The organism is Paenibacillus sp. FSL W8-0439 (genome assembly GCF_038008995.1).
In the GTDB taxonomy this organism is placed as follows: Bacteria; Bacillota; Bacilli; order Paenibacillales; family Paenibacillaceae; genus Paenibacillus; species Paenibacillus polymyxa.
On record NZ_JBBPAK010000001.1, the window covers coordinates 1,506,437 to 1,527,783 of the forward strand.

Annotated in this window: 17 protein-coding genes; 15 read left to right on the plus strand and 2 right to left on the minus strand. The window is 46.2% G+C overall.

Going from position 1 to position 21,347, the window contains the following annotated elements:
• Window positions 1–71: 71 nt before the first annotated feature.
• The 11 genes from MKX36_RS06425 (at window position 72) to MKX36_RS06475 (ending at window position 13,583) form a co-directional block, all read left to right on the plus strand.
• Entirely contained in the window at window positions 72–2,399 is a 2,328-nt protein-coding gene (locus tag MKX36_RS06425) for a histidine kinase (protein ID WP_340864429.1), read from the plus strand.
• A 531-nt stretch (window positions 2,400–2,930) separates the two neighbouring features.
• Window positions 2,931–4,103 carry a ParA family protein gene (locus tag MKX36_RS06430; protein ID WP_340864430.1) on the plus strand — a complete coding sequence of 391 codons (1,173 nt, stop codon included), beginning with the start codon at window positions 2,931–2,933 and terminating at the stop codon, window positions 4,101–4,103.
• Window positions 4,104–4,116: 13 nt separating this feature from the next.
• Window positions 4,117–5,364: a CpaF family protein gene (locus tag MKX36_RS06435; protein ID WP_045244027.1), complete on the plus strand. Its 1,248-nt coding sequence runs from the start codon at window positions 4,117–4,119 to the stop codon at window positions 5,362–5,364.
• The gene (locus MKX36_RS06440) at window positions 5,361–6,152 is read left to right on the plus strand and encodes a type II secretion system F family protein (protein ID WP_045244026.1); all 792 of its coding nucleotides are present in this window, start codon (window positions 5,361–5,363) and stop codon (window positions 6,150–6,152) included. Before MKX36_RS06435 ends, MKX36_RS06440 begins: the two co-directional genes overlap by 4 nt.
• 6 nt (window positions 6,153–6,158) lie before the next feature.
• Window positions 6,159–7,043 carry a type II secretion system F family protein gene (locus tag MKX36_RS06445; protein ID WP_257126795.1) on the plus strand — a complete coding sequence of 295 codons (885 nt, stop codon included), beginning with the start codon at window positions 6,159–6,161 and terminating at the stop codon, window positions 7,041–7,043.
• A gap of 10 nt (window positions 7,044–7,053) precedes the next feature.
• Window positions 7,054–7,248: a Flp1 family type IVb pilin gene (locus MKX36_RS06450; protein ID WP_016820682.1), complete on the plus strand. Its 195-nt coding sequence runs from the start codon at window positions 7,054–7,056 to the stop codon at window positions 7,246–7,248.
• A complete protein-coding gene (locus tag MKX36_RS06455) occupies window positions 7,248–7,916 on the plus strand; it encodes a TadE/TadG family type IV pilus assembly protein (RefSeq protein ID WP_117288628.1) in 669 nt (222 codons plus the stop codon). The genes MKX36_RS06450 and MKX36_RS06455 overlap by 1 nt, the downstream gene beginning before the upstream one ends.
• Window positions 7,917–7,956: 40 nt before the next feature.
• Window positions 7,957–10,173 (plus strand): DUF5702 domain-containing protein, encoded by a 2,217-nt coding sequence (locus MKX36_RS06460; protein ID WP_123796918.1) that lies wholly within the window; start codon window positions 7,957–7,959, stop codon window positions 10,171–10,173.
• On the plus strand, window positions 10,142–11,137 hold the full coding sequence (locus MKX36_RS06465; protein WP_340864431.1) for a pilus assembly protein: 996 nt from the start codon (window positions 10,142–10,144) through the stop codon (window positions 11,135–11,137). The genes MKX36_RS06460 and MKX36_RS06465 overlap by 32 nt, the downstream gene beginning before the upstream one ends.
• Before the next feature lie 87 nt (window positions 11,138–11,224).
• Window positions 11,225–11,737, plus strand: a complete 513-nt coding sequence (locus tag MKX36_RS06470) for an A24 family peptidase (protein ID WP_013369967.1) — start codon at window positions 11,225–11,227, stop codon at window positions 11,735–11,737.
• Window positions 11,738–11,798: 61 nt separating this feature from the next.
• A complete protein-coding gene (locus MKX36_RS06475; RefSeq protein WP_340864432.1) occupies window positions 11,799–13,583 on the plus strand; it encodes a DUF6382 domain-containing protein in 1,785 nt (594 codons plus the stop codon).
• A gap of 206 nt (window positions 13,584–13,789) precedes the next feature.
• Here MKX36_RS06475 and MKX36_RS06480 read toward each other — a convergent pair whose 3' ends face one another.
• Window positions 13,790–14,704 (minus strand): TIGR01777 family oxidoreductase, encoded by a 915-nt coding sequence (locus MKX36_RS06480; RefSeq protein WP_017426554.1) that lies wholly within the window; start codon window positions 14,702–14,704, stop codon window positions 13,790–13,792.
• 295 nt (window positions 14,705–14,999) lie between these two features.
• Here MKX36_RS06480 and MKX36_RS06485 point away from each other — a divergent pair, with 295 nt between their 5' ends.
• From MKX36_RS06485 to ppnP, 4 genes are all read left to right on the plus strand, one after another.
• Entirely contained in the window at window positions 15,000–16,127 is a 1,128-nt protein-coding gene (locus MKX36_RS06485) for a deoxyribonuclease IV (RefSeq protein WP_016820676.1), read from the plus strand.
• 22 nt (window positions 16,128–16,149) lie between these two features.
• Window positions 16,150–17,049 carry a formyltetrahydrofolate deformylase gene (gene purU, locus MKX36_RS06490; protein WP_025364333.1) on the plus strand — a complete coding sequence of 300 codons (900 nt, stop codon included), beginning with the start codon at window positions 16,150–16,152 and terminating at the stop codon, window positions 17,047–17,049.
• Window positions 17,050–17,455: 406 nt separating this feature from the next.
• Window positions 17,456–19,501, plus strand: a complete 2,046-nt coding sequence (tkt, locus tag MKX36_RS06495) for a transketolase (RefSeq protein ID WP_340864433.1) — start codon at window positions 17,456–17,458, stop codon at window positions 19,499–19,501.
• Between the two features lie 290 nt (window positions 19,502–19,791).
• Window positions 19,792–20,106 (plus strand): pyrimidine/purine nucleoside phosphorylase, encoded by a 315-nt coding sequence (ppnP, locus tag MKX36_RS06500; protein ID WP_016820673.1) that lies wholly within the window; start codon window positions 19,792–19,794, stop codon window positions 20,104–20,106.
• Between the two features lie 108 nt (window positions 20,107–20,214).
• On the opposite strand, the gene MKX36_RS06505 is transcribed toward ppnP, so the two are convergent.
• Complete coding sequence (locus tag MKX36_RS06505; protein ID WP_340864434.1) at window positions 20,215–21,114, minus strand: NAD(P)-dependent oxidoreductase; 900 nt, start codon at window positions 21,112–21,114, stop codon at window positions 20,215–20,217.
• Window positions 21,115–21,347: the final 233 nt, after the last annotated feature.

Below are 21,347 nucleotides of genomic sequence, written 5' to 3' on the forward strand. Positions count from 1 at the left end.
ACGGGAGTACATTCTTTACAACCACACAAAAGGGTTCGGAACGAGCTGTTACGCTGCGGGGAGGAACGAAATTGGAGAGCTTCAAACGTAAATCACCAGAGGAAATACTGGATTCCATTAACAAACTGCATCGAGGCAGACTCAAAATATACATTGGTGCGGTCAGTGGCTCGGGCAAAACGTATCATATGCTGCAGGAGGGACAATCGCTGCAGCATGAAGGGATTGATGTTGTAATTTGTGCGGTATCGACTCTGCAGCGGCGTGAGACCGTGGAACAGGTCGGTTCCCTAGAGCGAGTACCCAGTATTCATTGGATGAAGGATGGCGAGGAGCAAAAGGATCTGAATGTGGAAGCTTTGGTGGCACGAAATCCTGAGGTGGTGCTGGTGGATCATTTGGCACATCATAACCGAAAAGACGCCTCATTTCCAACAAGGTTGGAGGATATACGGTATTTGCTGGAGATGGGAATTAGCGTCATTACGACGGTCAATGTTTATGAACTCGAAGGGATCACGGAGTGGGTATATCAGCTGACAGGCTTTGAAGCGGAGTATACGGTTCCGGTTGATACATTGGAGCTAGCGGATGAAATTCGTTTAATTGATGCCACCCCGGAGATGATTCTGGAACGGCTGGCGAAAGGTTACATGCATACGCCCAATCCTGAGATGTTTCACCGGGGAAATCTGGGTAAATTGCGTGAGCTCGCTCTGCGATTGGTGGCAGAGGATGTGAATGATTCGCTGGAACGTCACCGGGAGGAGCTAGGCTTACACGGGGCGTCAGGAGCAGCAGAGCGTATTTTGGTGCCTGTCCAGTATCATTGGAATGGGTCCATTTATGTACGCAGGGGGGAACAGGTGGCCAAGCGGTTGGGTGGAGATATGCTGGTGGTCTCCTTTGTCAGCTCGAAAAGCAAGTTGTCCAAGGAATCAGCAGCCTTCAAGCGCTCCATTGAGCAGTTGGCTGACAAGATCGGATCGACATTTGAAGAAATCCCGCTCCTTTCCCGTAGAAGGCTACCACGTCAACTTATCCATTATGCGGTGATTCACAATGTTACCCGAATTGTTATGGGGCATTCTCGTCAGACTCCATGGCAGGAGCTGGTTAGAGGATCACTGGTGAACGGAATTTTAAAACGAATGAAAAATATGGACCTGCTGTTGATTGCGGACCGAGCCGAGCAGGAGGGTGAACGGATTTTGCCAACGATGAGACAGGAGGAAGGAGATACTGACCCGTATCATCGTTTGAGTGTTGAGGAAGTACAGGCTGAGGAAGCCAAAATCCTGAGGGGCAAGCTCAAAGTATACATTGGTGCTGCTCCGGGGGTCGGCAAAACATACACCATGCTGAGAGAGGGAAATGATCTGCTGGAAAGCGGGATTGATGTGGTGATCGGATTGCTGGAAACGCACGGAAGAGCAGAAACACTAGCCCAGGTAGGCTCTCTAGAGATGATTCCCCGCCAGTCTATCGAGCGTCATGGTGCACATTTGGAAGAGATGGACACTGAAGCCATTCTCAGGCGTAATCCTGAGGTAGTGCTAATTGACGAGCTGGCACATACCAATGTTCCGGGAAGTCTGAAATCTAAACGTTATGAGGATGTACTGGCCATTTTGGAGCAAGGTATTTCTGTTATATCCACAATGAATGTGCAGCACCTGGAGAGCTTGAATGACGCCGTAGAACAAATTACTGGCATTCGGGTGAGAGAGACTGTCCCCGACCATATGATGCGTCTGGCCGATGAAGTACAGCTTGTGGATGTGGCTCCCAAATCGTTACAGCAGCGTATGCGTGAAGGCAAAATTTACGATCGTGCGAAGGTAGAGCAGGCACTTAGCCACTTTTTTAAGCTGGGTAATCTAATTGCGCTGCGTGAACTTGCTTTGCGGGAATTGGCAGATGATGTAGATGAGCGGCTGGAATCCTGGGATCGGCATGAGTCACTTCGGGGACCGTGGCGCAGGGAGGAAGTGATTTTTGTAGGCGTGACGCTAAGCGAAAATGCTGAAAGGTTGATTCGCCGCGGTTTTCGGATCGCCTTTCGCCTAAAGGCTGTATGGATTGTGACTTATGTTCATGTTGGTGAGCGTATACCGGAGAGGTTACTCCCTCGTCTGGAACAACTAAAGTTGCTGACCCACCGACTGGGGGGAACCTTTGAAATTCGGCTTGTTTCCAGCCGACGCGAAATTGCCGACATTTTGATTGCTCCAGTGGAAGGATATTCAGGCACGCAGCTCATTGTGGGGCAGTCTTCCCGAAGTAGCTGTTGGGGGAAGAGTGCGGTCGTGCCGAGGATTCTCCGTCAAGCACGTCATATGGATGTTCTTATCGTGGCGGATTATGATCCGGATATTAAGCTGGAGACAGATTATTAAAATGCCCAATCCATTCATAAATAGTCATATGCTGGTTACCGGTTGTTCACTGCTTCCATAGTATATTCTATCTCAAAGAAATGGAGGCGAGTTTGAATGTATAAACATCGTAAACATGATTGTCATTTTCCAAAGCCAAAAAAACGTGTTTTTAAGAAAATCATTAAGGTGACTGTCATTAAGTTTAAACCAAAATTTAAACGTGATCACTGGAAACATGAAGACTTTGATAAGAAATGTCATTGCCGGAAACGTCGTCATCATCGTCATCATCGCCATCATGACTGTCATCGTCGTCACCACAAATTCTACTAAGTTGAAGATCGTAGGAGGCGGGGCTAGACTTGCCCGCCTTCTCCTAGTACCAGGATTCTAGGAAAATACGTGCGCAAAAAATACTTGCTCTAACATAGGGTGCTATGCTATTCTACCAGTAAATAGATTGCACGTGACGGAAGCACCGTTCACCAACCGTATGTACTTACGGATGGATGAACGGTGCTTTTTTGCGTTGTTGTGTTGGGAAAGGGGATGAGCGTATTGGTTCCGGTAAAAGTGGTATTGGCCGTAGAAGGTCGGGATTATATTGAGCCTCTGCTGAATTATGTTCACGGAAGCGAGTACGCCAGAAGGCTCAGAATAACGGCTTTTTCGCAGCCGGAGGCATTTCATCAATACATGATGGAAACCAGCGGAATGAAAAGGCCAGATGTGGTAGTAGGTGAAATGTCTTTTCTGAGTCTATGGACAGCTCGGGAAGATGCAGATATTCCTTGTTTGGTATTACATGAGGGAGAACAAGTAAGCGAATATGGGCAGCCTGTATTAAAATATCAGCCTTTATCTGAGCTGGTCGGTTTTATTTTGGAAACGGCGAGACAGAGGTCGAATGGTCGGAAAAGCGTAAACAGTCGGGAAGGTGGAATGATTATCGGCATGGTGGCAGCTTCAGGCGGATTGGGCAAGACAACGGCCGCGCTCAATCTGTCCAAGCAACTGGGGAATGAGGGATATTCGGTATTTTATTTGAATCTGGAAACGGTGGATTCAAGCTCGTTGTTTACTGGTTCAGACAGTTCTAGCGGAGCACAAGGAGAAAGAGAAGGACTGTCCAGACTACTGTATGACCTCAAGTCGGAGGGAAATAAGGGTACTTCGTTATCTGTGGCTTCCTATTGTGTACGTCGTGCTGAAATTCAGGCTGATACGTTTCAACCTGTCTATAATCGCAAGGAATTGACGGATATGACTTGTGTTGAAGCGAAAGAGCTCATTCGAACGATTGGTGAAAGCGGGCAATATGATGTAGTGATCGTAGATAGCGATTCTGAACATGGTGAGCGGGCTCAAGCCGTGTTTGAAGCTAGTCATAAGCTAATCTGGTTGCTCGCTGACGATTTAATGAGTATGCACAAGTGCGGATTATGGCTGGATGTTTTAGAAACTACGCAGCCTGAGGGGCTTGAAGCCATGATATGCAAAACCAGCTTTGTGGTGAACCGCTACATGGGAACTATGATCAACTCGTTACCTCGTGACTTTATGGAGCTGAACGGTGCGTTACCCTATATACCTTCATGGAAACAGATGCAGCATCGTGAACTGCTGCTAAGTTCACCGATTTATCAGCGGGAAATCCGCCATTTGTGCCGCGAGCTGCTGGATATGGAGAGCGCTGCACAGTCGACGGCTGCTTGGTCTTAAGGGGATGATGAACATGAATGAGGAACAATTTAAGGCATTGCGCGCAGATATTCGTAACGGGCTGGACGTAACGTCCTCAGTAAAGGATACAGATCTAGTACGGCATATCGAAAAGCGAATTTTACACGACGTAGAGCTAGCGAGCTTAACTTCCCGAGAGAAGCATGCACTTGTCCGCAAAATTTTCAACTCTTTCCGTGGGTTGGATGTGCTCCAGCCATTGATTGATGACCCGACCGTTACGGAAATCATGATCAACAGTCATCGGGAAATCTTTGTAGAGCGGGCAGGTGAGGTGATTCAGGTGTCCGATCAATTCGAATCCCGCGAACGACTGGAGGATTTGATCCAGACAATTGTAGCCGGGGTGAACCGAATTGTGAATGAGGCTTCTCCCATTGTGGATGCCCGATTAAAGGACGGATCACGTGTGAATATTGTGCTGCCGCCAGTTGCTCTCAAGGGGCCGACAATGACCATACGGAAGTTTCCCGAGCGTCCCATGACGATGGATGATTTGATACGAATAGGTGCGCTCAATACAGAAGCCGCCGCTATGCTCAAAGACTTGGTACGTAGCAAGTACAACATTTTTATAAGCGGCGGAACGGGTTCTGGTAAAACAACTTTTCTGAATGCATTATCCCAGTTCATCCCTTCGTCTGAACGGATTATTACGATTGAAGATTCGGCAGAGTTGCAAATTGTGACTGTCCCCAACCTGGTTTCCATGGAAACACGGAACGCGAACACCGAGGGGAAGGGAGAAATCACGATTCGTGATCTGATCCGTTCCTCCCTGCGTATGCGGCCCAATCGCATCGTGGTGGGTGAGGTCAGAGGGAGTGAGGCGTTGGATATGCTGCAAGCGATGAACACAGGACACGATGGATCATTGTCAACTGGGCATGCGAACAATATCCGCGATATGGTCAGCCGGCTGGAAACGATGGTACTCGGAGGAGCAGAGCTTCCGCTTGGAGTAGTACGGCAGCAGATCAGCTCGGCCATTGATATATTCGTTCATCTGTCACGACTACGTGACAAATCCAGAAGGGTGCTGGAAATTAGCGAAGTGATTGGCTTTGAAAATGGTGAGGTAAGATTGAATCCCCTTTATCGCTTCCAGGAACGCGGAGAAAGTAAAGGACAAATCGTAGGGGAACTGGAGCGTTGTGGTGTGGGGCTGCAACATACATTGAAGCTGCAAATGGCCGGAATCAAGCCGGAAAGCTGGCACAGAGAAGGAGTATCGGTATGAGAACAGGAAAGGCGACTGGCAAGCAAGTGTCGCGTGAGGTCCCTTCTCTGCCGGATTATACGGTGTATACCTTATCGACTGTACAAAAAAGTATGTGCATTCTCTTTAGTGGAGTGTTGTTCGCGATGATCGGATATCTATTTTATCACCAATGGATATTATCGTTGCTGTGTGCTGCTGGAGCTGTGGTGATGCCTCGTTATTTTAGAAAGTTTTTGCTGCAACGACGTAGGTCTGCTTTAAGCATTCAATTCAAGCAGGCTTTATACTCGCTTTCTTCTTCTCTTTCAGCGGGAAGGTCGGTGGAGAATGGGTTTCGTGAGGCTGTAGAGGATTTGAGGTTGCTTAGTCCGGATGGAGATCACGATCTGATTTTTGAATTTAACATTATTACAGCCTGCCTTGAAATCGGACAGCCTGTAGAGGCTGCTTTGCAGGATTTGGCTCGTCGGGCCCAGATGGAGGATATTACGAATTTTGCGGACGTATTTGCGGCTTGCAAACGAACCGGAGGTGATCTGGTGGAAGTCGTACGACGGGCTTCAAGTGTCATTGGGGAGAAGCTGGAAATTCAGCAGGAGATCGGTGTAATGATTGCGCAGAAGCGCTTTGAATCGAGGGTTATGTTTGCAGCACCTTTTTTGTTTGTTTTGTTTATGACAGTGACAGCGGGAGACTACATGATGCCGTTATACAGCGGTACAGGTAGGATTTTATCAACCTTTTGTCTTCTGGTGCTTGGTGGCTGTCTCGTGTGGATCAACCACATTATGAAGATTGAGGTGTAAGGAGTGATGGGTGTGTTGATGTTGGTTTGTCTGGTCATGCTGGTTCTGCAAGTGGGAGGTTGGGTGGTGCTGAACCAAATGTACGCTGCTAAGTATGCACATTTTCGCCATATGAAACTGGAAGGAATGCGGCTGCAAAAACTTTCGGTGCCTTTTGTACACATGCTTCATGTTTCACGTGCCACTCATAGGCTGCCTTTGCTGATGTTCAAGCTACAGCGTTCGATACAGAAGCTGTATGGTATGCGCCACAGCGGAGAAAAAACGATGCTTTTTCTGGCAGAAATGTTGGGTTACGGATATATGGTGGCTGCTGGTGGAGCTTTAATATCGCTTATGATGGGCGGGGAAGGGACTGGGCTGGTGCTTGGCTTGGGGCTCGGTATTCTGGTGCCAGTTGCGCTGGTCAAGGATTTACATGGGAAAGTACAGAAGCGGGATCAGCAAATCTTAATGGAATTGCCTGAATTATTGAGTAAAATGATGCTTCTAGTTGGTGCGGGAGAGACGGTACAACGGGCTTTGCTTCATTGCGTGGAACGTAAAGGGGCGGATACGGTACATCCATTGTATCGGGAATTGCGGCAGACAGTGGGGGAATGGGAAAGTGGCTATTCCTTTCAACAGGCATTTGAACATCTGAGCAAACGTTGTGGTATTCAAGAAGTGACGATATTTACAACGACAGTTTTATTGAATATGAGGCGTGGTGGGAGCGATTTTGTAATGGCTTTACGTGAGTTATCTCAGACGTTATGGAGCAAGCGGACTTCAATTAGCCGCACAAGAGGGGAACAGGCTTCTTCAAAGTTAGTCTTCCCGATGGCACTAATTTTGCTAACGGTCATTGTGCTGGTGGGTGCTCCGGCTTTAATGATGATGAATATGTAGGAGGAATAAAATGATGATGACAATTGTAGCAGGTAGTATTCGTAAATTGTACAAGAATGAGGATGGTTTGGGGACGTTAGAAATGATCTTGATCATTGCGATTCTGATTGCGGTGGCGATTATCTTTAAAGATCAGATTAAGAAAATTGTAGAAGGGCTGTTGAAAAAGGCAGATAAAAAAAGTAACGACTTTATGGATTCATAATGCTGCGCAAATTGGTACAAAAAGAGGACGGGAGCTTCTCCTTGGAGGCTTCCCTCGTCTTTCCCATTCTGCTGTTGGTCATTTTTATAATGTTATTTTTTTGCCTGTATATATATCAAAAATCTATATTGGTGCAGGTTGCTTCTACTGCTTCGGAAAGAGCCGCTTACAGTTGGGATAACAGCTTTAAGGACCCACGTACGGGAGCATTTGCGCAAGGGCAACGGGATTCTCTCTATTGGCGCTTGAAGGATGATGTTATGTTAGGCGCCCTGTTTGGCTGGGCCGGAGCCAATAATCAGGAAACTGTACAGGTACCGGGCGGCAATGAAGGAGGCTCGTTACCTGCTCAGAAGTTGTCCAATGCAGAAAATAGAATGCCTGCGGGCATGCATGGGCAGATGACATATGAGAACAGTATGATTCACCGTAAGGTGACCACAGAGCTAAATAAAATCGTGGAGGTACCTTTGTTGAATCAGTTTTTAGATCATACAGATTTACAAGGAAAAATGAGCTCGGGTGTGGTGGAACCTGTGGAATGGATTCGTACAGTGGAGTTGGTCCGTTATTATGGTGCGAAGTTTATGGGGAGAGGCTCAGGTGAAAAGGTAGATCCGGCAATTGTAGGGAAAGTATTGATGCAATATGGGCAAAACGGTCAGTAAGGAGTAGGTAACGGGAATGTAACTGGAAAGGAGGAAGCGGGTGTTTGGTAAGGGACGTAATACAAAGGACAGGGAATCAGGGGCTGTCACGGTTTTCCTCATTCTGATTTTGGCGGTCATGTTTGGTTTTATTGCTGTATTTATTGATTATGCGAGAATTGCTGCGCTGCATGTACAGACTGAACGGCTGACCTATGCGGCGGTTCGGTCAGTGATGTCTGCTTATGACCCGGCATTACAGCAGGAATACGGTTTGTTTGCTTATGGTGAAGGTGGCGGAGAACAAATAATGGTCAAAGTGCTGAATGACAGTACACGGCGTACGGCGCGCGCGGAAACGCTGCCGCTAATGAATATGAAGCTGGATTCCAGTTCACTGCAAATGGAAAGGGAGCTTGGTAAATATGCCATATTTAACGAGCAAATCCGTGAAGAGATGAAGTATAAAGCACCTGTCGATTTTACGATGGAAGTGCTAGAAAAGCTAAAGCCGCTCTCTCAAAATATGAAAGAGGCTTCACACACGGTAGATTTGCTGAAACGGCTGCAAAAGCTGTACGACAGACGAGAGGCCAAACTGGATGACATGCTGGAGAAACAGCGTAAGGCAGGAGCTTATATGGAAGAGGTTCGCAAACGGATTATTAAACAGAGGGGGACATATATGCCCAATCAGTATATATGGGACCCACTTGAAGTTGTAGCCGACATTGCTGCTCAATATAAGCATTACGTGCATGTATATGAGGACAACAAGAAGAGTGTGGACGATGTTAAAATCATGCAGATGGAGAAATATGCAAGAAGGGCAAGGATAGCGCTGGATCGCCTGCGACAGGTCATGGTTCAGACTGGAGAGGAGCATGATAAGCTGCTTCTGGAAGCCAAGGAACCTTTGAATGAAGCTCGGCAAATTAATGAAGAAATGCGCAAAGTCATTGTCCAATATAAACAGAGAGCGGCCAATGCAGGTTATGACGAGGTTTCCGCAGCCCCCACCCCAAGCGGAGCAGGCTCCAACGCCGATCCGTCTGTAGGAAGTGCCCGGCAAAGGGCAGAGGATTTGTTGGTTCCGAACAATGAATTTGAGCAATGGGAAGCAGAAATCGAAAAGCAACGGACTGCAATAAATGCTGCTAACAATAGAGTAACGAGTATGATGCGTACGCTATCTTTCTATACAGATCCATTTTTGAATGCAGACATGCTCAAGCAAGAAGTTGCTTCAACGCTCAAGGAGATAGATAAATACTTAAATACGTATGCTTGGGCGGGACCCGCCAATGTTCTCGACGGTGAGGCTAGAACGATGGATACGCGACGCGGACCGGACAAAGAACGCAAGAAAATGGAAAAAGAGGCGAAAAACAAGCTCAAGCAAGCTTATCGGATCATTGAGGTTCTTTCTAAAGGTAAACAAAGTGCTGAGCAATTCCGAGTGGTGGAGCAGTATTACAATGAAAGTATTTCTTTTAATCAATCTTCATCCAGTCCATCTGTATCCGCTGATTTGTCCTATGACACCTATGATGCAGCGGGGGATTCCATGGATAGTATGGATGGTCTATACGAGGCGGCATCCAACTTACTGACTCAACTGGGAGATGAGTTTTACCAGAATGAATATGCGCTTTCTTACTTCCATCATGTGGATTTCAGCCGATTTGGCAATTTGGCTGGATCAGGTGGAAATGTGGGTAATGCTGCACAGATTTTAGGGGACCAGTTGGAGGTGAATAATCAGGAAGTTGAGTACATTTTGTATGGGTTTCATAATCCGACAGGTAACCTGGCATCTGCCTATGGGGAAATTTTTGCTATGAGGCTTGCCATTCGAACGATGGAGGGACTGGTCAAAAACAGTTCAAAGGGTAACCCGTTGGTCGTTTTGGCGGCAGCTTTGTTATATGGAGTAGAGAAGGCGATTGAAGATATGATCATGCTGGCACAAAAAGGGGATGTGCCTTTGTCTGACTTTCTGAAATTTCGAATGACTTACAAGGATCATTTGCGATTGTTCCTGATGCTTCATAGCAATAATGAACGAAAAATGTCTCGTATGCTTGCTTTGATTCGCTTGAATACAGATGTCAATCCCGCTGAGCGACGGACGTATGCAAAGGGTGAGGTCAAGAATGGGATGAGGCTGTGGTTTCTACCTGGAGTAATGAAGATGCTCGGAACCGCCTCCAAAGAAGGCGAGAGTATTAAGGGAAGTGTGTACTATGTCACGAAAACAGCGCATTTTTCCTACTAATCAGTATCTACAACAGGTGTGTGGACAGAAGCAGCGTGAACAAGGAAGTATTGTTTTAGAAGCGTCATTGGTGCTGCCATTGTTTTTGTTTTTTATTATTTTTCTCATTTATATGGTCCAAATGACACTGGTCTCCACAGCTTTGCAGACTACTGCTTCAGAAACAGTTAAGCAGGTTTCGGCTAAAATCTACCCAGTGTCTCTAGCCGTGGAGGCGGCGTCCGCTAAAATAGATGCAGTCCACAAACCGCTAGATGAACTTCCTAAGTTATCTGTGAGTGAATACGCAAGCCAATTCGCTGCCCAACTGCCACCTCCAATCGGTGATTGGGTAGAAACTGCTATTCAAGGCGGCAAAAAGCCGCTGGAGGAGTTACAGGGACGCTTGACGGAGGCTGCACTTGATCCTGTTCTGAAGCCGATGCTAAAGCCTTTTATGGAGAAAAGTATTCTGGAGTATGACCGTATTCACATAACGAGCGTACATGTACCCTCTCTTACAGAAACTAAGGACCCTTATTTTAGAGTAGAGCTATCGTATGAACTGCCGATGAAGGTTCCCTTTTTGTATCGCAACATTGTGCTCCAAGCGGCAGCTGAGGAACGTCTTTGGATTGGTGATACAGGAGAGGGGGCAGGTACAGGTGATGCAACAGGGGAGAAGGATGCGCAGCATTCCATACAGTTGCTCGTCAAGCCTGAACCTGCTGTGAAGGGTGTATACAATTTGATCAAGGCCAAGGTTGAACCTGGGACGAATGCTACCCTTTCTGTACTCTATAAGTCAGGTGAAAGCACAGCTCAGCACTTGGGCTGGACCTCGGCCGATGCAGACGGGATTGTTGAATGGAACTGGTTTGTGGGAACAAACACAACACCAGGTCAATGGAGCTTTGTAATTGAAACGGAGGATGGCCAACGTATTGAGGTTCCGTTTTCTGTGCAGAAGACAACTGATGGATAGGCTAGATATAGATGTATAGAGATAACTACAATGAAAAATGATTTAGCAGGCCTGTTAATTTTCATTGTTATAAGGGGGAAGATCGCATTGACGTGGATGTATATTGTGTGCGGAGTTCTGCTGGCGATCGCGCTAGTGACAGATTTACGAAGCATGAAAATACCTAATAAGCTTACATTGCCCGGCATAGCGGTAGGCTTGCTGTTCAATACTCTGTTCGGAGGTTGGCACGGTTTTCTATTTGCTATTGCTGGTCTTGGCACCGGCTTTGGATTCATGCTGATTTTGTACTGGATGGGAGCAATTGGTGCAGGAGATGTAAAGCTGTTCGGCTTAATTGGAGCCTGGACAGGAGCTGCTTTTGCATGGCAATCGGCTCTATATTCGATTTTTTTTGCAGGCATTATTGGTATAGGGATTTTGCTATGGAGGAGGGAAACCATCATGAGATTGCGACGCGTGGCGTTTAATTTGGGAGGATTTTTCCTGTTTCGCAGCGGCAAAGCGCTGACAAGCGGGAGAGAAGCACACCTCAGGTTTCCTTTTATGACAGCAGTTATTCCGGGAGCGGTCAGTGCTTATCTTTACTTCTTGTCATGACGTGTCCGATTCGTGAGATCATGCTACCTCAGGGAATAAGAATTTGTAAGGAGGTCATGAATTGTTTGGTTTAAGTAGGGATTTTGTTCGTAATGGCGGAACGTTTATGATACTAAACAAGGAAGGCGGGCTCAAGACCGATGATTTAAATTCTGTACAGACCCGAATGATGACTGGCAATCGGATTCCCGGTCTACTGGAACTTAGAATCAAAGAAGTCGATTTTCAGATCGAGTTACATTACGATATTTCGGCGCGACGTATGCTTTCCCAAGTATGGAAAGGTGGGAATGTGTCGATTTCTGATTTCTACCGGATTCTTTTTGAAATAGTAGATGCTCTTCATCGTAGCCCACAATATATGTTAAATATCCGCCAGTTTATTTTGCACGAGGATTACATTTTTATAAGCGGTTTAGGTACAAGGGAAAGCGTCAGTTTGACCTATGTTCCTTTGTGCAGTGTACAGTATACGGAACAAACAGATAGTTATTTTAAGCAGATGGTTATTCGCTTGATGACTCGTGTGGCTCACCCTCAGGGAGAATCTATACAGCGCATACTCGATCTATGCGAGAGAAATGAATTTGAGTTGGGCGCGTTGAAGGAACTACTGTTGCAAGGGATGACGGCCAGTGAACAGAGCGTCGGGGGTCTGGATAAAGGTAGATCATCTGTTCATTCCTCTCATACCATACAGGGTAACGATACAGATCGTGGAGGAAGAACGTACGGGCAAGAACATCGGGAGACTCTGCAGGAAATTCAGGAGCTTAAGCGAGTCAATCGACTCAAGCAGTCCACAAAATCAGAGGAGAATGTCGAGTTAGGAGCCGACAACGAAATGGAAGATGAACAGGCGGAGCCTAAATTACAAAAATATAAAACATACATTGCTCTCGGATGTCTGCTCGCTTCGGCCATTGTTTGGCGTTATATTTATTTGGATCATCCTGAGACGGTGTCCTTGCTTATTTCAATTGTGCTGACTTCGGTACTTGTCGCTGTTGCTTATATAAGCTGGACGGGGAAATTAGAGCGCAATCGAGCTTCATCTCATTTTTATAGTGAAGCAGTACCTGTATTGGATTCGGAATGGTTAGGAACTACTCCTCCAGCACAACGAAAAAATGACCGTTATCAGGTAGATAAGCTGACTGGGTTTGTAGCGGGACGCCATCATCAAGACAAGCCATCAACTGATTCAAGTGATCAAGCACAGGAGAGCTGGCGTTGGACTTTTCCAGACTTAGAACCTAAAAGCATGGGAAGCCGAACGACGGAGGATAGAGGGAAAGTAAGTACAAATTATGACTTGCACGAGCCTTCGAGGAAAGGTTCCGCGCCGGGAAATGAATTGGACGACAGCGATACCAGCGAGGCTTATTATAAGTCCTTGTCCGGGGTAACGGAGCTACTCAATACGGTATCCAAGCAGGAAACCGTGCTGCTTCGTCCAGATCAAGACATACAGAGTCCAACTGTTCAGCACTCGCCAATTGCTTGCTTGGATCGTAAGTTACCTGGGAGTGGAGAAACCGAGCGCATACGGTTGCAGCCCGACCAATTCATTGGAGGCAGCTTTATCATCGGTAGAGATCCGCAATTGGTCCAGTTTGTAGAGCATACGGATGGAGTTTCTCGTTCTCATATTGAGATTTGTATAGTTACAGGAGGGAAAAGCCACATTGTGAAGGATTTATCCTCGACGAACGGAACTGTGCTGAATGGAGAGCCTATGGTGCCTTATAAGGAGTATACCATGCAGGATGGAGACACTTTTAAAATCGCTGGAGTCTCTTATACTTATCGATTGGACTCTTTTAAATCCTCTAATGCATCTTGAGTAAACGTTAAATGGATATATGTTAAGAAGAGGCCTGTTATATTCTGGGCTTCTTTTTTATAAATAGAAGATTATTCATAGGCCTGAAGCAAGGCAACTCAAAGATCTCAAGTTTAATTGATAAATTATGTCTAAATCAAAAATGAACCCTAAGCTGGTAGAGATACAAAGATATCATCTATCCTCCATAGAGTTCATTTTTTAATTCAACGCTGCTTGTGAGGAGAATGAAGTTCCTCTAGCGCCTCCTTCAGTGAAGAATACTTAAACTTAAATCCGTGCTCCAGCGCTTTACGCGGTATTACCTTTTGGCCGTCTAATACAAGCGTACTCATCTCACCCAATAGCTTTTGAACTAGAAAGCCAGGAACGGGAAACCAGTGTGGACGACGATATACCTTAGCTACTGTTTTCCCAAATTGGTCGTTCGTCATAGGATGTGGTGATGAAGCGTTCACTGCCCCGGAAATCTCTGGTGTATGAATGCAATACGAGATCAGACGAACGATATCGGCAATATGAATCCAACTCATCCATTGATGGCCGCTCCCTATTTTTCCACCGAATCCGAAGACGTAAGGCATCTTCATGAGTGAGAATGCTCCTTTTTTTCTGTCCAGCACTAGGCTGATGCGTAACTTAATTAGACGGACATCGGCAGGGTAGGCATTGGCAGCTTCCTCCCATTGCTCAACCACCTGAGACAGAAAATCTTCCGAACGGCGCGGACTTTTTTCGTCAAATGTTTCGGTCAAGGAGGTACCATAGGCGGCAACAGCCGAAGCCTGAATGATAACTTCCGGTTTCTTTTGCAGAGCATTCAACGCTTGAGCCAACCGGGCAACGGAAAGCAGTCGTGATTGAAGAATTCTTTGTTTGGACTTGTCCGTCCAGCGCTGATTCAGCGTCTCACCTGCTAAATTAACGACCGCATCTGTACCTTCTAGTAATTCAGGCTTTTGTTTTAATTCGTTCCAGCTCATATATTGCAAGCGGGGGCTCGCTTCGTGTCCAACCAGCGGCTTGCGGGTAATGACTTTCACCGTATATCCGTCATCTAGCAAGCTTTTGACCAGCGCACTCCCCACCAATCCAGTTCCTCCGCATACGATGATGTTCATGGAGTCAGTTCTCCTTCCAATTCGAAAAAATAGTTCTGTTATAAAATATAACCCTTTTTGATACAAAAGCTTCATATTGAACATATCTGTGTACGCTAAGAAGATCCATTCACGCTTTATTCTACCTACATTTCAATAACATCTACTCTGATGTGTGCTATGTCTGTATGTTCCATAAAGGGAGTCATTTAAAAAAGTTGCCATAAACGCTATGTTGTTTGATTTCAATAATCACGTTAAAATGATTAAATTAAAATAAGACAAGCATAACAGGATAGGGGGATGAATCAAAATCATGCTGAAAATTGGTTCTCATGTGTCCTTCTCGGACAAGGGTCTGCTCAGCGCTACAAAAGAAGCGTCTTCTTACGGGTCCAGCTCGTTTATGATATACACGGGGGCACCTCAAAACACGCGCCGTAAGCCGATGGAGTCCATGTATTTGGAGGAAGGCAAGCAGCTAATGGCGGAAAAGGGAATGGAAGATATCGTGGTGCATGCTCCATATATCATCAATCTCGGTTCCTACAAAGAAAATACCTATGAGCTTGCAGTCAGTTTTCTACAGGAGGAAATTCGGCGCACACATGCGATTGGTGTAAAAAATATCGTGCTGCATCCGGGGGCTTTTACAGATAAAGATGCAGAGTACGGAATTGGACGCATTGCTGATGGTTTGAACGAGGTACTGAACGGTGTGAAGGAGACAGATGTCAATATTGCACTTGAAACGATGGCAGGCAAGGGCACAGAAATGGGTCGTAGCTTTGAGGAAATTGCCTCCATTATAGATAAAGTAGAGCGCAACGAGCGTCTAACGGTTTGTATGGATACCTGTCACATTCATGATGCGGGTTATGACATTGTCAATGATTTGGACGGTGTACTGGAGCAATTTGACCGTATTGTCGGCTTGGATCGCATCGCAGTTGTCCACATTAATGACAGCAAAAATCCAGTTGGTGCGCATAAAGACCGCCATACACCGATTGGATCGGGCTGGATTGGTTATCAGACTATTCATAATGTGGTACATCATGAAGCACTTCAAGGACGTCCGTTTATTTTGGAGACGCCGTGGATCGGGAAAGAAGCCAAAACTCAACGACCAATGTATGAGGTTGAGATTGCCTTGCTTCGCGGAAATGTAAAGGAACGCTTTGGAGATGAGTTTTTGAGTCAGGTGGAACAGCTGCATTCGTTTTTCAAAAAACAGGATGTGGATGTCCGTGAATTTGTACTGGATACCTGGACTCTGCTGAAAAATGATGCTAAAGCAAGAAAAGCAGATCCACGTGAGCCGCTGGAGCGTCTGTATGACATGATAATGGAAGCAGCACTCTTTCCAGAGATGAGCGAAGAACACATTAATCAACGGTTGATTGCCTGGTTTGCGGGTAGTCATCTGCCTGTGACGGTATAAGATAAGGGGGACTAATAGCCACATGGAAATTCACGTAAAACATCAGCCAAACAGCACTGTATCTACACATGAAAACCGTGCGCGCATGCTTGTATCTTGTCCAGATGGGCCAGGTATTGTAGCGACCGTGTCCCGCTTTTTGTACGAGCATGGGGCCAATATCGTCCAATCTGACCAATATACAATGGACCCGTCCGGCGGTATGTTTTTTATGCGGATTGAATTTGATTTGCCTAATTTGAGTGCAGCTCAGTCGCAATTGGAGCAGGACTTTGTCGCTGTTGCCGAGCAATTCCGTATGGAGTGGACGATTTCTGCGGTCAGTCGCAAGAAAAAATTGGCTATTTTCGTTTCCAAAGAAGATCACTGTTTGGTAGAATTGCTGTGGCAGTGGCAGGCAGGGGACCTGGATGCGGATATTTCACTGGTGGTTAGTAATCATCCGGATATGAAGGAGTATGTGGAATCCTTTGGCATTCCGTATCACCATATACCAGTGACAGCCGACACGAAGCCAGAGGCAGAGCGTCGTCAGCTAGAGGTCATTGGCGAAGAGATTGACGTGATCATTTTGGCCCGGTATATGCAGATTATTTCGCCTAAGTTTATTGAGCATTACCGCAACCGGATTATCAATATCCATCATTCCTTTTTGCCTGCATTCGTGGGTGGCAAGCCGTATGCCCAAGCTTATAATCGCGGTGTGAAAATTATTGGTGCTACTGCGCATTATGTAACCGAAGAATTGGACGGTGGTCCGATCATTGAGCAGGACGTGCAGCGGGTGAGCCACGGAGATGATGTAAATGAGCTAAAACGGATCGGTCGCACGATTGAACGGGTCGTGTTGGCAAGAGCCGTGAAGTGGCATACAGAGGATCGTATATTGGTTCATGAGAACAAAACGGTCGTTTTTAATTGAACTTAACAATTTCAAATTCATGAAAACTTGTGAGTTTACATGTCAGATTAAACAAAGCCCATTGCATAATGGGCTTTGTTTTTTTGTGTGGGGTAGGTATTTGCATTATATCTGGAACCTATAAAAATTTTTTTGCGATTTCTTTATTTTTTAAATGATGTTAATACATAACGGGTATATTGATATGAGGGCTGTACTACAATTCGACCATTTCGACAATCATCTTTATAAACGATCTGGCAAACTTTCACGGCAAATGGTACAATACTTAAGAATGTATAAGTCATATTGAAACATTCAAGCAGATTCACTCACTTCGATAGCCCTGTTTCTATATCGGACGGGAGCATTGGAGAGTATGACGGAATGCAATTGACATACTTTATACAATATGAGGAGGCAAACCATGACTGACCAGAATCAAGCGATTCAAAAGGATGAAAACTCCACCATTGACAATTTGTCCATCACAACGATCCGTACGTTGGCAATTGATGCCATCGAGAAAGCGAATTCGGGACACCCTGGTATGCCGATGGGCTCCGCGCCAATGGGCTACCAACTTTTTGCTAAAACAATGAACCATAACCCAAATCACCCAACATGGGTGAACCGTGACCGTTTTGTACTATCTGCAGGACACGGTTCTATGTTGCTATACAGCCTTCTTCACCTGAGCGGATATGATCTACCTATGGAAGAGCTGAAGCAATTCCGTCAATGGGGCAGCCTTACACCGGGTCACCCTGAGTTTGGACACACTGCTGGTGTAGATGCTACAACTGGACCTCTGGGACAAGGCTTGGCAATGTCCGTAGGTATGGCTATGGCAGAAGCACAACTGGGTGCAACATATAATAAAGATGACTTTAAAGTTGTAGATCACTTCACATATGCTATTTGCGGCGATGGCGATCTAATGGAAGGTATTTCGCATGAAGCCGCTTCGTTGGCTGGTCGCCTTCAACTGGGTAAGCTGATCGTATTGTTCGATTCCAATGATATTACACTGGATGGCAAGCTTAATCTGTCCTCTTCCGAAAGTGTTGCCAAACGCTTTGAAGCATACAACTGGCAAGTGCTGCGCGTAGAAGATGGAAATGATCTTCCAGCGATCCAAAAAGCAATTGAAGAAGCACAAGCCGATTCGACACGTCCTACATTGATTGAAGTAAAAACAGTCATTGGTTACGGAAGCCCGAACAAACAAGGTAAAGGCGGACACGGTGGTACTCATGGTTCCCCGCTGGGATCAGAAGAAGCTAAACTGACTAAAGAATTCTACAAATGGGTATACGAAGAGGATTTCCATGTACCACAAGAGGTTCGCGAGCACTTTGCTAAAGTAAAAGAGCGCGGTATCGCAGCTAACAAAGCATGGGATGAACAATTTGCGAAATACAAAGCGGCTCACCCTGATTTGGCAGCTCAGTTTGAAACTGCTGTAAACGGCGATCTTCCAGAAGGTTGGGATCGTGACCTTCCGAAATACTCTACAGAAGACAAAGCGGTTTCAACTCGTGTAGCTTCTGGTAATGCACTGAACGGATTGGCTCCAAACGTTCCTTTCCTGACAGGCGGATCTGCTGACTTGGAAAGCTCCACAATGACACACTTGAACAACCTGACGAACTTTACGCCAGAAGACTACGCTGGCCGTAATATTTACTTCGGTATCCGCGAGTTCGGTATGGCTGCTGCGATGAACGGTATGGCGTTGCACCAAGGCGTAAAAGTATTCGGCGGTACATTCTTCGTATTTACAGATTATCTGCGTCCAGCCGTTCGTCTGGCAGCTCTGATGGGATTGCCTGTAACCTACGTTCTGACTCACGACAGTATTGCTGTTGGTGAAGATGGTCCGACTCATGAGCCGATCGAACAATTGGCTTCTCTGCGTATTATCCCGAACCTGACAGTCATTCGTCCGGCTGATGGTAATGAAACTTCTGCTGCTTGGGCTTACACGCTGGAAAACAAGAAAAACCCGGTTGCACTGGTATTGACTCGTCAAAACCTGCCAATCCTGGCTGCTACTGCTGAGCATGCACGCGAAGGTATCAAACGCGGTGCTTATGTGGTTGCAGATGCAGCAGACGGCAAACCGGTTGCTCAAATTCTGGCTACAGGCTCCGAAGTACAACTGGCTGTTAAAGCACAGGAAGCACTGGCAGAAGAAGGTATTCAAGCACGCGTTATCAGCTTCCCAAGCTGGGATCTGTTCGAAAAACAAGACAAAGCTTACAAAGATTCCGTTCTGCTGCCTGAAGTTAAAGCTCGTTTGGCTGTAGAAATGGCGTATCCACTGGGATGGGAAAAATATGTTGGCGACCAAGGCGACATTCTCGGTATCAGCACATTTGGCGCATCCGCACCTGGTGACCGTGTAATTAAGGAATACGGCTTTACAGTAGAGAATGTTGTTAGCCGTGTCAAAGCTTTGTTGAAATAAAACATTGGAGCATCAGCAATTAGGAAGAGTTTGTCCATAAAGCAATGATCGTGTATTGCTGGCAAACGACTTACCTGCTGTGGCAATCCATGTATCACAAACAGTCGTAACCTGAGTAAGGCTTACGGCTGTTTGTTTCATACATTTGTTTTTTGCGATAAAATGTCTTTGAATTATCAGTGGATAGAGTACGCAGATACAGTGTGTATTTTCATACTGAAGCTGGAATCCAAATTATGTTATGATGCACCATATTCATTCACCATTGAGAGCAGATGAGGGGATAACGAATGACACAGTTCGATGGAGTAAGCGTAGTTAAAAAAGCAAATGTTTATTACGATGGTCAGGTTACAAGCCGCACAGTTATCCTAGGTGATGGTAGTAAGGTAACACTGGGGATTATGTTGCCGGGAACATACGAGTTCGGTACGGATTCCCGTGAGATTATGGAGATTTTGGCAGGGGACCTGAGAGTGATGCTTCCAGGTACTGAGGAATGGCTGGAGATACATGGCACATCGACCTTCCATGTACCTGCGAAGTCTTCCTTCAAGCTGGAAGTACGAAGTGTAACGGATTATTGCTGTTCTTATCCGGAATAATGAGCTGAAAAGGGTAAGAGCACTCAAGCTACAAGCCGAGTGTTCTTACCCTAAAGCTGTGTTATAAATACAAACACACAGCAGCATGGTTACAAAGAAAAGTACAGCTTACTCAAGAGGCTGACCACCAATGGTGCGGCCAATCCATGCTTCGTATGTCTTTACAACAGCAGATAGATCCTCGTCGCCATAGCCTTGTGTTTGTCCGGCTTGAAACAAGCTTTTGGCAATGGACAACATAGGCGTAGGGATGGACAGGCTGTCTGTTAGTGAGGCAGCGAGCTTCAAATCCTTGAGCATCAGGGCAAGTGAGAATTGGTTGCTAAAATCATGCTCGATGATTTTGCGCCCTTTCAGGTCAGCGGCCTTGCTACCTGCCGATCCGAGCTGTACCAATTCTAGGAAGCTGTCTGCTGGAATGCCGGATTTAGCTGCGATGGCAAAGCCTTCAGCCAGAGCGAGGTTATTTATACCGACCATCGTATTGTGAGCGAGCTTGGCCACGGCCCCGCTACCATTTGGTCCCATATGGAGCACCTTTTTGCCCAAGGTATCAAAAACATCTGATTGTGCCGCAATCGTTTCTGCATGACCGCCGACCATGAACACGAGTGTTCCATCTACAGCGGCAGGCTTGCTGCCTGTTACGGGGGCATCAATGAAGGAGCAGCCCAGCTTGTCCGCTTCGACGGCCAATTGTTTGACCAGCTCAGGTGAAATTGTGCTGTTGTCCATCACGGTCATATCAGCCGTAAGACCAGCAAACACACCGTCCTGACCGTAATACACGTCACGTATTGATTGATCATCGCTGACCATGGTAATGACCAGGTGCTGCCCTTCGGCCGCTTCACGAGGGGTTGAAGCTGCACGTGCGCCTTGCTCTACCAAGGGCTCGCAGCGCGAAGCGGTACGATTATAAACTGTGACTCCGAATCCCTGCTTTAGCAGATTGGATGCCATCGGGGCGCCCATCGTGCCCAGTCCGATAAATCCGATGTTTTTCATTGCTAATCACCTTTCTTGTTGGAAGTTGCCGTCCGATGCAGATGCGAGTTCGGCTTGAATTGAATATTGAAACAGATTGCTCTCAGTTCATTGTAGCATGGGCATGCTACCCTATCTACAGCAGGGTCTGTCAGGGCACAGGACACACACGTAACGCAAGCTTGTCAGGCTCAGCAAATTAAAGTATCCTATTCCTAAGTCCTTATGTTCGTATTCATGGTCTTAGTAATACC